This is a genomic window from Bacillus sp. B25(2016b) (assembly GCF_001679765.1).
GTDB classification, from domain to species: Bacteria; Bacillota; Bacilli; order Bacillales; family Bacillaceae_G; genus Bacillus_A; species Bacillus_A thuringiensis_K.
The window spans coordinates 1,036,490-1,049,807 of the sequence record NZ_CP016285.1 but is presented as its reverse complement, the minus strand read 5'-3'; the positions used below and the strand labels follow the sequence as shown (position 1 = coordinate 1,049,807).

Sequence of the window (13,318 nt, the reverse complement as noted above, 5' to 3'; positions counted from 1 at the left end):
TTTCATGTTACGATATAAATGTAATACGACATATATCGACAAAGATAAAAGGAAGTGATTGTATGAAACGTTCTAAAACATCCTTAAAATGTTTAGCATTATCCGCTGTTTTTGCTAGTGGCGCTTTAACTCTTTCAACACCTGCTACTTACGCTCAAACGACGTCACAAGTTGTAACAGATATCGGGCAAAATGCAAAAACACATACGAGCTATAATACATTTAATAATGATCAAGCTGATAATATGACAATGTCTTTAAAGGTAACTTTTATCGATGACCCAAGCGCTGATAAACAGATTGCCGTTATTAATACAACTGGTAGTTTTCTAAAAGCAAATCCTACTATAAGTGATGCACCTATTGATAACTACCCAATCCCTGGCGCTAGTGCAACATTACGTTATCCTTCACAATATGATGTTGCATTTAACCTTCAAGATAACAGCGCTCGTTTCTTTAACGTAGCACCTACAAATGCTGTAGAAGAAACGACTGTAACATCTAGCGTATCTTATCAACTTGGTGGCTCTGTTAAAGCTTCTGTAACGCCTAATGGCCCTAGTGGTGAAGCTGGTGCAACTGGTCAAGTCACTTGGTCTGACTCTGTAAGCTATAAACAAACTAGTTATAAAACAAATTTAATTGACCAAACGAACAAAAACGTAAAGTGGAACGTATTCTTTAACGGATATAACAATCAAAACTGGGGTATTTACACACGTGATTCTTATCATTCTTTATATGGAAACCAACTGTTCATGTACTCTCGCACATACCTATATGAATCTGATGCAAAAGGTAATTTAATACCGATGGAGCAACTTCCAGCATTAACAAATAGCGGTTTCTCTCCTGGTATGATCGCTGTTGTTATCTCTGAAAAAAATACAGATCAATCTAACTTACAGGTCGCTTATACAAAACACGCCGACGACTACCAACTTCGTCCAGGCTACACATTCGGAACTGCAAACTGGGTTGGAAACAACGTAAAAGACGTTGATCAAAAAACATTTAATAAATTGTTCACACTAGATTGGAAGAATAAGAAATTGGTAGAGAAAAAATAGATAAAGAAAACCGAACCGCCATTTAGAGGGTGGCTCGGTTTTTATTTAAATAACAAAATTCTTTCGTTCTTTTCATGTTATGGAAAAGATTTTTTTATGTGCCTAATTCTCTGTTCTTTGTAATAAAGGAATCGTATTATATATTATTAATATAGCGATATAATATTTATTAAAATACCTTTCGTATCACTTTTCAAAACATTACCCACGCATCTTCATACGTTGCTACAACTTCTCTACTTTGATCTGTCATCGCAATAACATCACCACGAGGATTGTAGTAGTAGTATAACGTTTGCCCTTTTGATTTTATAGCTAAGCGTGTACCACTTGTGGAATATACATATTGACGAAGAACATTTCCACTACCATCTGTCTCATATAATGGGTTAATGCTGTCTCCATCATAGAAGTAGCGTGTTACTTGACCATTTACACTCTTTTCAATACGACGATTATTTTCATCATATTTATACGTTGCGAATGCATTGCTCTCACCTTGTTTTGTAATCGCTACAAGTTGGTCATTTTCATTCCATGTATACTTGTACTTTCCATCAGATGTACGATTTCCATTCGCATCATACGTTAACGATTCGTTTCCGAATTTGACAAGTTGATTTCCTTCATTAAACGTTGCCGCTATAGACTTTGTTTCTTTTCCATTCTCTACAACTTTCACACTTGTACGGTTTCCAAATCCATCATATGTATAAGATTTACTTGTTCCGTTTGGTAGTGCTTCATTTAATAATTGGTTAATCGGGTCGTATACAAAGTTTGTTTCTGTTACTTTTCCGCCCGCACCTTCATGTTTAATCTTCGTATTGAAGTTTAAAGATAAACACATTTAACAATTGATAAAATAAGACAAGGGCTTTTTTGGAATCATCGGTTAAACTTGCAATTTAGTTGAAGAAGGCACAAACTGATGATGCGGAAAAACGTAGTATATAGAAGACTATGTAAGGAGTTTTTCATATGATTGATAACAGAATTTCGAAAGATTATGATCATGAAATAGATGATTCTTTAAAAGAAATTACAGATACAACCATCTTACTTAATTTTCAAAAAGCGATTGTAAGTTTATATCCTCATCTAATACCAATTTATGCTTTTGCCTATGACGCATGGGATGATATTGTAATGCCATTGTTTTATGAAATGGTATATAAAACCTTTGCTTTTAAATACGGGATAGATATTAACTTTAAAGAAACTCATACCTATATGTTTTCGCTTAATAGTTATAAAGGGATACATCACATCGAGTGTGTTCCAAAGTGCACGACATTTAAGATTTATATTAACGAAGAATGGATTGAAATGGATAATAAAAGTTTGAAAGAAAATGTATTTGTATTTAAGTCATTTGGGGATGGATTGCATTTTCTAACTGGTGGAATTGAAATTGAAGATGCTTATCGTGTAGGATTTGACCTTGTTGAGGTTGATATTGTTTCTACCATAACAGGTCTTCCATCTAAAACAAGTATTTTTATTGATAAAGAGCATGTAGACTTTGTGTTTGTTGCAGAAACATATGATACAAATATCCAAAATTAAAAATTTTATGTAAGAAAGTAGGAAGAATATCTTCATTACTACTCATATCAAATAGTTGAACACGCTCCGCTATTATATATACAAATTTCCTACTACATTTCATATGAGAAAAAGTTATTACGATAAACAAAGAAAAGGTCTCCTAAAATATCTTTTAGGAGACCTTTTCTTCATTACACTTGCATCGCTTTCTCTCTCAATGCTCTTCTTAACAACTTACCCGTCGTATTCTTCGGTAATTCTATTAAAAACTCAATGCTTTTCGGCACTTTATATTTCGCTAAATGTAACGTGCAGTAATGCATTAGCTCTTCTTCTGTTACGTTTGCTTGCTTCAAAACGACGTACGCTCGCACAGCTTCTCCTAAGTTTTCATCAGGAACACCGATTACGACAACTTCCGCTACTGATTCGTGCGTATATAATACTTCTTCTACTTCACGAGGGTATACGTTATAACCGCCAACTAAGACGATATCTTTTTTACGATCCACGATATAGAAGTAACCTTCTTCATCCATTTTCGCCAAGTCACCTGTATATAGCCAGCCGTCTTTCAATGTCGCAGCTGTATCTTCTGGTGCATTATAGTATCCTTTCATAACGTTAGGTCCGCGAACGATTAATTCGCCGACTGCGCCGACAGGTACTTCTTCCCCAAGTTCATTTACAATTTTATTTTCTACATGCCAAATATTTGTGCCAATTGATCCTGGTTTACGAGGACGATCTAGCGGATTGAAACAAGTAACTGGTGATGCTTCTGATAAACCGTATCCTTCTGAAACAATAACGTTAAAACGTTTTTCAAAGTTTTGCAGAAGAGCAACAGGCATCGATGCACCACCGGAAATACAAAGGCGAAGCGTCTTCACATCTTCTGCACTTGCTTCTTCAAATAAATATAAATAATTGTACATCGTCGGTACGCCAGCAAAGATCGTTGGTTCGTACGTGCGACAAATACGGAATACTTCTTTCGGACTAAATTTCGGTAACATTAAAATCGTTGCCCCGTTCACAATCGGTGCATTTACCGCAACTGTTAAACAGAATACATGGAACATAGGCAGTGCCGCAACAACGCGGTCATCAGCCGTATATTGTAAATACGACGCCACATCGTTCGCATTACTATATAAATTTTTATGTGTTAACATAGCGCCTTTCGGTTTTCCAGTTGTGCCCGAAGTGTATAGAATAACCGCTACATCTTCTTCATCTAGTTCAGGACCTTCGTAAGTTGTATCTCCAGTCCCCACAAAACTAGTAAACGTTTTCATTTTTTCGGTTTCTGTATGGTTAAAATCTGATGAGGTTTCACATATGATGATGTTTTCTAATGAAGGAAGTCTTGTTGTAAGAGATTGTATAACAGGTAGAAGGACGTCGAGTACGATGATTGTTTTTACATCTCCATTTTGTAAAATATAATGCATTTCGTCTGCTGTATAAATTGGATTAACTGGAATAACAGTTGCTCCGGCTTTCATTGTTCCGTATAAACCGACCAAAAAATGTGGTGAGTTCCCGACAACTAATGCGACATTGTCCCCTTTTCCAATGCCCATTTCTGCTAAATTGCTAGAAAACCTTGTGACCATTTTGTTTAATTGGTCATATGAGACCGACTGATCCATAAATATATAAGCCGGTTTTTCCCCCTTCTTTATTGCCGTTTCAGCCAAAGATTGAACGAGATTCATAAAAACCCCACCTTTATAAAATTTAGAATATTTAAAAATTCTAAATTAATTATATTAAAAGAAAATTAAAGTGGCAAGTGATATTCTATTAACTGCATATAGACAGATCACCTTCTCTTAGTTTACTTTGGAAAAATAAGGGGATTTTATTTACAAGTAATTTATAACACTAGACCAAAAATCATTTTAGGATAATATGCACTCATCTTTTTTCTAAGATTTTCAAGTTCCTCTTTATTTAAGCTCGTATACTCCCCATACAAATTCAAAACGTCCGCTCCATTTTCATGAAAATACACGGTAACATATAATGCCGGTAACCCTTTGTTGTCTTCATCTATTGATAAGACGACATCTGGTGTTTTATTAACAGTGCTGAATGTTTCATTTCTTTTCCACTTCTTATTTTGAAACATGTCTTGTATATCATGTATCTTTCGTTTGTTATCTGTATGCGTAAAATATATAACATTATCCTCCGCTGGTTTTCCGATAGACAAAATTGTACGACTTGAGGGCAATCCACTGCAACACGCTGTCATTCCGACGACGAAGCTGAGTAATAATACAACGTACATTACCCTTTTCATTTCGATTCTCCTCCTTTTGAATATATATATTCCTTTATAAGAGGCAAATGTCCTGTGATTTTATGTTTTGTGGTAAATGAAATTATATGAGCAATTTTTCAGTTATATCAGTGCAGCTCGATTTATATCGGCGATTTTTCAAATATATCAGCGCAACTCCATTTATATCGGCGATTTTTCAAATATATCAGCGCAACTCCATTTATATCAGCGATTTTCCAGTTATATCGACTTACCGACAAAATCTGACAATCTACACAAAAAGAAAGAGGCTACCCATTATGGCAGCCTCCCTCATTTTTAGAAGAATAAATGTAAGAAATCTTCTGTTGTAATGTTACCGAAGTAGCGTGCGATATCTACGCCTTCTAAAGCTACAGTGAATGCATCTTTATCGAATTGAACGCCTGTTAGACGCTCTTCGATATCATGCACATCTAGTGAACCGAAGAAGTCACCGTAAATTTTGCATTCTGTTACTGTTCCTTTTTTCACCTCAAGACGAACGTCAACTTGTCCAACTGGGAAGCGGTGTGAATGTTGTAAGTTGAACTTCGGTGATTTTCCGTAGTTCCAATCCCAATTTTGGTAGCGTTCTTCAGAAAGTTTGTGGATCTCTTTCCAATCCTCTTCTGTTAATTCATACGTTGGGATTTCTGTTTCTCCTTCGAAAATTGTTTCTAGAAGAAGTTGTCTAAACTCTTCTGTCGTCATTTCTTCGTTTAGGAACTCTGTAATGTTCGCAACGCGGCTACGGATTGATTTAATACCTTTTGATTGAATCTTATCCATTTTTACTTTTAATGCTGATACGACGTGATCGATTTCAGAGTCAAATAGTAACGTACCGTGACTGAACATACGACCTTTCGTTGAGAACTGCGCGTTACCTGAAATTTTTCTACCTTCAGCTAAAATGTCGTTACGACCACTTAGTTCTGCATTTACACCTAATTTACTAAGCGCTTTCGTTACAGGCTCTGTGAATTTTTTGAAGTTGCTGAAACTGTCTCCATCATCTTTCGTAATAAAACTGAAGTTTAAGTTTCCTAAATCATGATATACTGCGCCTCCACCTGATAGACGACGAACGACATGAATACCTTTTTCTTTTACGTAATCTGCATTAATTTCTTCTACTGTGTTTTGGTTTTTACCAATGATTATCGAAGGCTCATTAATGTAAAACAGTAAATATGTTTCGTTAATATCTAAATTCTTCACACAATATTCTTCAATTGCTAAGTTTATTCTAGGGTCTGTAATTCCTTTATTATCAATAAATAACATCGTATCACCTCATGAGTTCCATACGTAGCCACTATGCGCTAGCGTAATATGGCCACTGAAAATTTGTTTTGCTTCTGTTACTAAATCAGCTGGGTTGCCTGTATGCGGTAAGTGCGTTAATAAAAGTTCTTTTACATTTGCATCTTTCGCAATACTTGCTACTTCTGTACTATTCATATGCCCTGCTTTTGCAGCCTCTTGATGTGCATACATATTACACTCACAAATGAAAAGATCAGCATCTTTCGTGAATGGAATGAATTCAGGAATATAACTTGAATCAGCGCTGTATACTACAGCATCATCTCCAGCTGTAATACGCATCGCAAAGCATGTAACAGGATGAACAGTTTTTAAGAATGAAATCGAGAACGGTCCAACTTGAAGTGTTTCTTCTGGATTGTACGCGATTCCTTTCGTATGTGGTTCATGCGTTAAAGAATGGAATCCATTCTCGTCAAAGGTATGGCCGTATATTGGTAATTCCGGTAGTTGCCCCTTCGCCCCGCTCATAATTAATCTCGCATATTGCAATACCCCGATATCCGCAACATGATCATGATGATAGTGTGACAGTACAACTGCATCTATATGAGATGGTGTTATATATTTTTGAAGCTGTGCTAGTACACCACTACCACAGTCTACAAGTAAACGAAAACCATCGTGTTCAAACAAATACCCCGACGTTGCTTCTCCCGCTTCTGGAAAGCCGCCCCAAAAGCCGACAACAGTCATTTTCATATGTATCCATCCTTTCTAAAACCGAGTAGAAATGCATGTTTTACTTACATCCTACATTGTTAACTATAATCCATTTCCTAAACTTTTTCATTAATTTTCAATTTTGTTATAAAACAGTTGTTGACTTTTATTTTTTGTACTAATACAATGATAGTAAGAAATGGAAATGGAGGGATTGACATGATCGATCAACCAATGGAGTTTTTCAGAAATTTACCGACGAAAACTTGCGCACACTGCGGGAAAGAAATTGATGAGCAGCACGAAGCATACCATAACAAATGTGACGATTGCGTTCACGAAGAATAGTAGTTTGTGAACATAAAAAAACCTAGCAGACATAGTCTACTAGGCTAATAACATCTTATCCTTCATCGTTGAACCTTTCACCAAGAGCTCCAGTTCAAACTCATACAATTCTTTTTTTCGATAATTTTTCGTATGGATTTTATCCATCATTAGGTCGACAACTTTTCGGGCCATTTCATCAATTGGCTGTTCAATTGTCGTAATACCTGGTTCTGTAATCTGCGATAATATTTGATTATCAAAACCGATAACAGCAAGATCATCTGGAATGCTCCAGTTATGGCGTTTCGCCTCTGAGATAATTCCAGCCGCTACCTCATCGCCTCCTGCCAAAATCGCGGTAGGATTTTTTTTGTCCTTTAATACTTCATGGAATATTCGTTTTCCATCTTCCCAAGAGAAAGCGTTTTCAAGAAAGTCAATCGCTTCTACTTGGCGGCTCTTCTCAGTTATTGCACGTAAAAAGCCCATTTTTCGCTGCTGGCTAACGACTTTGGTTTCGTTACCACGGCAAAAAATAAGATTACGATATCCTTGATCTAACACATGCTTCGCAGCTATGTATGCTCCTTGCGCATGATCAAACTTCACTGTTGGAATATTTGCTTCCTCAATATATTCATTACACAACACGATTGGACCGTGCTGTAAGTATGGCTCTACATCTTCCCACGGATTTTCTAGTGAACATAGAATAATCCCATCTACTTGTTTCGTAGATAATAATTGTAAATACTCCATCTCTTTTTCCGGTAAATATCTTGTTTGACAAATAATCAGTTTATATTTATGTTCAGAAGCAGCAATCTCGATTGCTTCAATAAATCTACTGAAGAAAGGATTTGTAATCCTTGGAACTAGCACCGCAATTGTTTCCGTTTTTTGTTTACGAAGCCTTCTCGCCGCAGAATTAGGAACGAAGCCTAAATGCTTCATTGCTAATTGAACCCTTTTTTTCTTCTCATCTGAAACATATGGATGATTATTAATCACCCTAGAAACCGTTGTCCTTGATAACCCCGCTAATTTCGCCACGTCCTCTATAGTCGACACGAAATTCTCCCCCTTTGAATGAAAACGTTTTCTTAAATTGATTATATAGTATATTATTGGAAACTGCAATATCGGTTGTTATGATTTTACTATATTAATATTATACATAGGAAAAAGTCTGTTAATGCAGGAGCAATATACTGCTTTTAGAAATTTACGTTAGGTACATTCCTTTTCTTAATACCATATATCCTTTATTCAATATAAAACCCCATCAATACGTCATCTCCATATGATCCATCTTCATACTTTATTTGCTTTCTTTGTCTGCCTTCCTCTACAAATCCCATACGTTTATACACCTTAATCGCCCTATCATTAATAGAAACTACGCCTAAGCAAATTTTCTCTAAACCTTTCTGCTCTTTAGCCCAACGAATAAGAAATTCAATTAACTTCGTACCAATGCCTTGATTACAGTACGCCTCTTTAATTCCCATTCCCATTGTACCTGCATGTCGTAAGCGGTCTAATTCATATCGATTGAAAAGTAAAAAGCCAACCACTTTTTTATCTACTTCATAAACTATGTAAAGATTGCCTTTCTCATTAATTTTCCGTATCTTTTCTCTTTCTGCATTCGTATCATTTTGTAATTTCTTTGGAGATACTATAAAAAATTTTGTAGTAGTTTCCGATAATATGATTTCTTTTCTAATATCCATAATTGCTTCTGCATCAGTCTCTTTTACTAACCGTATCATTGAATCACCTCGTACTTTTTCTTTTTAAAAATAATATTAAAACTATAAAACGTCCAATATGCAATATTGCATATTGAGAATCTTTTTACTCTTGATACAATATTCATACATCAAAATAAAAGGAATGTATGCAATGAATCCAATCTTAACAGCTGCAAAACAACTATTACATAAAGAAGAAAAGGTTTTATCTACTTTAAAATGTTCACTTACTGGCTATATGATTACGCATAAAGTCCCGTATCCTGGCATGTTACTTGCTACTAATCAAAGACTTCTCTTTTTTAGCCAATATAAAAACACATTCATTGCCGAATTTGATTATGAAAAAATTCTATCCATAGAAACGAAGAGAAGAATCTTTGACAAAAAAATAATATTTTACTATGAAGATGAATATATAACGCTTGGATACATTACAAGTTCGAATGTTGAAGCGTTCATAGACTTACTACAAAGAAACAGCAAGACTAGCACAGGCTTATAATCAGCGGGGATCCCCTCGCTGATTCATTATTTTAACTCCTCCCACTTCGTCCAAACTTCTCTCCCGTTTATACGGTACATATTATCCTCTCTATCCATAAACCCCTGTACAATAAATTCACGTCTAATTGTACAAAAATCATCATGATATTGTTTTATAAATGTATTAATTTCTTTTTCTGTATATTGATTTTCAGCATTTAACTTGCTAATTAAATGCTCTAACAATACTAGTTTTTTCTTCTTTTGACCTGGAATCGATTTTAAACGATCCTCTTTATCGAAAAAGTTACGAATGGTCGTATCACAGAATTTCATTTCACTTTCAGTCATTTTTTATCCTCCATCACTTTTTTTCTTTATCTTTTCACTTAAAATATCAATAAAGTAATATCCACCCATTAACACATAGTAGAACGTAAGTATTCCAAATGCATCTTTCATACTTGTATATACTTCTTTATCAAACAATATAGGTGAAAGGGCATAAACAAGAAAGATTATTAGCGGATTTACGATAAAATAATAAGTAAGATTACCTTTCATCATATCAACTCCTCTACCCTATGTTTCTCTGTAAATTGTTGTAATTCCTTTTCTTTTGTTTCTATAGCTTTTAGAAAGATTTATAGATGAACTAAGGAAAAGATGCCCTCTATTAAAATAAAAAAGCACCGAAAAGGTGCTTTTTTCTATGCTTCAACCGATTGATTTTCAGCAATATTTTTAAACTGTCGTTTATGCATCCACGTTAATGAAGCGATTGTTCCAATTGATAACACAACGATAAAGATCATGAGTATTCCTATGTTTTGCCACATGAAGTTAAAGTCTCCGCTTGATACGACTGCTTTTAATCCTGATACAGAGTATGTCATTGGTAACCAAGCATTGAATGGTTGTAAAAGCTTCGGAATCAATTCTAGTGGGAATGTTCCAGCACTTGTTGTAAGCTGAATAATTAATGTGATGATGGCAATGAAACGGCCTGCATCACCAAATGCTGTTACTAAACATTGAATTAATGCGATAAACGCTAAACTTGTAACGATGCTAAAGAGTATGAAATACGGAATACTTTGTACTTCTACACCTAATCCAAATAGCAATATAATATCTGCTACTACCGCTTGAATAATGCCAACTGATAGTAACACGCCGAATTTACTAATAAACCAACTAAATCCTGATTTCGGAACACCAACTGTATCACGTAATGGATATACGATAGATAATAGTAGTGCCCCAACAAATAAACCGAGTGATAAGAAATACGGTGTAAATCCAGTTCCGTAGTTAGGAACTTCCGCCATTTTCTCCGTCTTCACTTTTACAGGACTCGCAAACATATCATACGTTTTATCTGTTCCTTTTACTTCACCAGTTTTCTCTGCTCCTTCGCCAAGTTTCTCAGCAAGTTCGCCTGAACCATCGTTTACTTTCACGAGGCCATCCGTTACTTTTCCTGATCCATCTGCTAGTTTATTTACTCCGTCGATTAGCTGTGTTGAGCCGGTTGATAATGTGCCTAAGCCTGTTGTTACTTTACCGGAGCCATTAGCTAATTGCGTTATTCCGCCTGACATTTGGCCCGCTCCTGCAGATAATGTACCTAAACCACCTGTTACTTGGCTTGAGCCGTCCGCTAATTTCGTTACGCCTACAGATAGTGTACCTAAACCGCCTGTTACTTGCCTTGAGCCATCTGCTAATTGATTGACACCACCTGCCATTTGGTTCGCTCCTGCAGATAATGTACCTAAACCACCTGTTACTTGCCTTGAGCCATCTGCTAATTGATTGACACCACCTGCCATTTGATTTGCTCCTGCAGATAATGTGTCTAGGCCACCTGTTACTTTACCGGAGCCATCTGCTAATTGATTTATCGCATCAATTAATTGACCGGATTCGTTTTTAAATTTATTTGCGCCTTCTTTTGCTCCATTTAATTTCTTACCAAACTCGTGAAAATTCCCAATAAACACCTTTTGTACACCGACTAATTTCTCAATACTATCTGTTAAAGAGTCCAATTTTTCTGTATTCGAAAGCTTGTTTTGTGAATCACCTGTTTTTTGATTTATTTCGCTTTTTAATTGTTTTACTTCTTCATTTAATTTATTTGTTCCACCTGCTACTCCAGCAGCTTTTTGCTGAACTGTCGCTGTACTTGTTATAGCACTTGTTATGAATGGTTGTAACTGCTCTTGATATTCTTTTGGTAAACTCTCGATTTGCTTTTGTAAATTCGCTACATCTTGTGCTGCATTTTTTGCATCTCCCGCTGTTGATTGCGTAAGTTCATTTAACTGCTTTACATTCGCCCCAGCTCCATTTATTTTCTCATTTACTGTATTCAATATAGAAGGGCCTTTCGACTGCATTTCCTTTAAACCTTCAGCAGAATTTTTTACTGCACGATCTAAATCTTCCAAACCCTTTTCAATTTTTTGAGAAGCTCCCTCTAATTGGGTTTGTCCCCCAACCAGTTGTTCCATACCATTTGATAGATCCGTTGTTCCTGTTTTCAATTCATCGGATTTACTTACTAGTTTGTTCAAACCACCGGTCACTTTCTCAGATCCATCACGCAATTCATCAATTCCTTTTTGCATTTCACCCGTTTTGTTATTTAACGTATTTAAACCGTCTGTTACTTTTCCGGACCCATCTACTAATTTTCCAACACCTGTTTGCATCTCACTTGTTTTACTATTTAACGTATTTAAACCGTTCGTTACTTTTCCGGATCCATCTATTAATTTTCCGATACCTGCATTGCTATTTAATACATGTAAACCGTCTGTTACTTTTCCGGATCCGTCTACTAATTTCCTTATACCTATCTGCATTTCACCTGTTTTGCTATTTAGCGTATTTAAACCACTTGTTACTTTTCCTGACCCATCTGCTAGTTTCCCAACTCCATCCTTCATCTCCCCAGATTTCCCTTGAAGTGTATGAAGGCCATCCGTCACTTTATTCGAACCATCATGCAGTTCACTTGATCCGTCATGTAGTTTACTTGCTCCTTCCGCCCCATCTGCTAGTCCTTTTGAGACGTCTTTAATGGAATCAAACATTTTCTCTGCATATGTTTTCGTTAACGTGCTTGATACTTCACCTTTAATTTTTTCAATGGCTGTTCCGCCAATTTGTGAAGATAGGAAGTTTAAACTTTCGTTTGGAATGTATTCTAAGTTTAATGGTTTTGGATCATCTTTTAATAATGTTGTAGCGTTACTTGAGAAGTCATCTGGAATGCGCACTAATATGTAATACTTTCTACCTTCCATTCCTTTTTTCGCTTCTTTTTCACTTACAAATTCCCATTTGAAACTTGTATTATCTTTTAAGTTATCAACGAGCCCTTTTCCGACCTCAATTGGTTTCCCATCAAATACTGCACCTTTATCTAAATTGACTACCGCAACTGGTAAATCATCTAACTGTTTATATGGATCCCAAAAAGCCCATAAAAACATACCTGCATATAAAATTGGTACGAATAAAACCGCGATAATTGGAATTAATATTTTTTTACTTTTTATAATTTCAGTAAACTCTTTCCGAAGTAACTGATTCCATTTCATCTTTACTCCCCCTCTTTCAAATGACTAAAATGTTCATTTAGTCATTTTTACCCAAATAAAAAGGCTATATTTATTCATACATATGCCTTATCCCCGAATTTATACTATGCAACTTTTACTCAATATGAAATTATTTTCCCTCCTTAAATTAAATATATGACCGTTTTGTTCATTTAGTCATATTTTATAATAATAAAA

At 35.6% G+C, this 13,318-nt stretch carries 13 protein-coding genes and 1 pseudogene; 4 read left to right on the top strand and 10 right to left on the bottom strand.

Annotation, left to right across the window (positions count from 1 at the left end):
- Positions 1 to 62 precede the first annotated feature (62 nt).
- The gene (cytK2, locus tag BAQ53_RS05400; protein ID WP_208906580.1) at positions 63 to 1,073 is read left to right on the top strand and encodes a beta-channel forming cytolysin CytK2; all 1,011 of its coding nucleotides are present in this window, start codon (positions 63 to 65) and stop codon (positions 1,071 to 1,073) included.
- A 173-nt stretch (positions 1,074 to 1,246) separates the two neighbouring features.
- Here the strand turns inward: cytK2 and BAQ53_RS05395 are convergent.
- Positions 1,247 to 1,899 (bottom strand): annotated as a pseudogene (locus tag BAQ53_RS05395) (hypothetical protein); the annotation flags it as partial.
- Positions 1,900 to 2,054: 155 nt separating this feature from the next.
- Here BAQ53_RS05395 and BAQ53_RS05390 point away from each other — a divergent pair.
- A complete protein-coding gene (locus tag BAQ53_RS05390) occupies positions 2,055 to 2,642 on the top strand; it encodes a hypothetical protein (protein WP_208906579.1) in 588 nt (195 codons plus the stop codon).
- Between the two features lie 173 nt (positions 2,643 to 2,815).
- On the opposite strand, the gene BAQ53_RS05385 is transcribed toward BAQ53_RS05390, so the two are convergent.
- The 4 genes from BAQ53_RS05385 to BAQ53_RS05370 all read right to left on the bottom strand — a co-directional run bounded on the left by BAQ53_RS05385 (position 2,816) and on the right by BAQ53_RS05370 (position 6,972).
- Positions 2,816 to 4,348 (bottom strand): fatty acid--CoA ligase family protein, encoded by a 1,533-nt coding sequence (locus BAQ53_RS05385; protein WP_208906578.1) that lies wholly within the window; start codon positions 4,346 to 4,348, stop codon positions 2,816 to 2,818.
- Positions 4,349 to 4,509: 161 nt separating this feature from the next.
- Positions 4,510 to 4,938, bottom strand: a complete 429-nt coding sequence (locus BAQ53_RS05380; RefSeq protein WP_208906577.1) for a hypothetical protein — start codon at positions 4,936 to 4,938, stop codon at positions 4,510 to 4,512.
- 300 nt (positions 4,939 to 5,238) lie between these two features.
- Positions 5,239 to 6,228: a lipoate--protein ligase gene (gene lplA / locus BAQ53_RS05375; protein WP_000897281.1), complete on the bottom strand. Its 990-nt coding sequence runs from the start codon at positions 6,226 to 6,228 to the stop codon at positions 5,239 to 5,241.
- 9 nt (positions 6,229 to 6,237) lie between these two features.
- On the bottom strand, positions 6,238 to 6,972 hold the full coding sequence (locus BAQ53_RS05370) for an MBL fold metallo-hydrolase (protein ID WP_000784679.1): 735 nt from the start codon (positions 6,970 to 6,972) through the stop codon (positions 6,238 to 6,240).
- 180 nt (positions 6,973 to 7,152) lie between these two features.
- Between BAQ53_RS05370 and yhfH the strand changes: the two genes are divergently transcribed.
- Positions 7,153 to 7,281, top strand: coding sequence for a protein YhfH (gene yhfH / locus BAQ53_RS05365; protein WP_000567010.1), 129 nt, complete (start codon positions 7,153 to 7,155; stop codon positions 7,279 to 7,281).
- A gap of 39 nt (positions 7,282 to 7,320) precedes the next feature.
- Here yhfH and BAQ53_RS05360 read toward each other — a convergent pair whose 3' ends face one another.
- Both BAQ53_RS05360 and BAQ53_RS05355 read right to left on the bottom strand, forming a co-directional pair.
- The gene (locus tag BAQ53_RS05360; protein ID WP_000103715.1) at positions 7,321 to 8,334 is read right to left on the bottom strand and encodes a LacI family DNA-binding transcriptional regulator; all 1,014 of its coding nucleotides are present in this window, start codon (positions 8,332 to 8,334) and stop codon (positions 7,321 to 7,323) included.
- A gap of 194 nt (positions 8,335 to 8,528) precedes the next feature.
- On the bottom strand, positions 8,529 to 9,038 hold the full coding sequence (locus tag BAQ53_RS05355; protein ID WP_000620464.1) for a GNAT family N-acetyltransferase: 510 nt from the start codon (positions 9,036 to 9,038) through the stop codon (positions 8,529 to 8,531).
- A gap of 133 nt (positions 9,039 to 9,171) precedes the next feature.
- Here BAQ53_RS05355 and BAQ53_RS05350 point away from each other — a divergent pair, with 133 nt between their 5' ends.
- On the top strand, positions 9,172 to 9,525 hold the full coding sequence (locus tag BAQ53_RS05350; protein ID WP_001068226.1) for a PH domain-containing protein: 354 nt from the start codon (positions 9,172 to 9,174) through the stop codon (positions 9,523 to 9,525).
- Between the two features lie 26 nt (positions 9,526 to 9,551).
- Here the strand turns inward: BAQ53_RS05350 and BAQ53_RS05345 are convergent, their stop codons facing one another.
- The 3 genes from BAQ53_RS05345 to BAQ53_RS05335 all read right to left on the bottom strand — a co-directional run bounded on the left by BAQ53_RS05345 (position 9,552) and on the right by BAQ53_RS05335 (position 13,120).
- Entirely contained in the window at positions 9,552 to 9,857 is a 306-nt protein-coding gene (locus BAQ53_RS05345; protein ID WP_208906576.1) for a DUF2087 domain-containing protein, read from the bottom strand.
- 3 nt (positions 9,858 to 9,860) lie between these two features.
- Positions 9,861 to 10,073 carry a hypothetical protein gene (locus BAQ53_RS05340; protein WP_001986098.1) on the bottom strand — a complete coding sequence of 71 codons (213 nt, stop codon included), beginning with the start codon at positions 10,071 to 10,073 and terminating at the stop codon, positions 9,861 to 9,863.
- A 143-nt stretch (positions 10,074 to 10,216) separates the two neighbouring features.
- Positions 10,217 to 13,120 (bottom strand): YhgE/Pip family protein, encoded by a 2,904-nt coding sequence (locus BAQ53_RS05335; RefSeq protein ID WP_208906575.1) that lies wholly within the window; start codon positions 13,118 to 13,120, stop codon positions 10,217 to 10,219.
- Between the last annotated feature and the right edge of the window lie 198 nt (positions 13,121 to 13,318).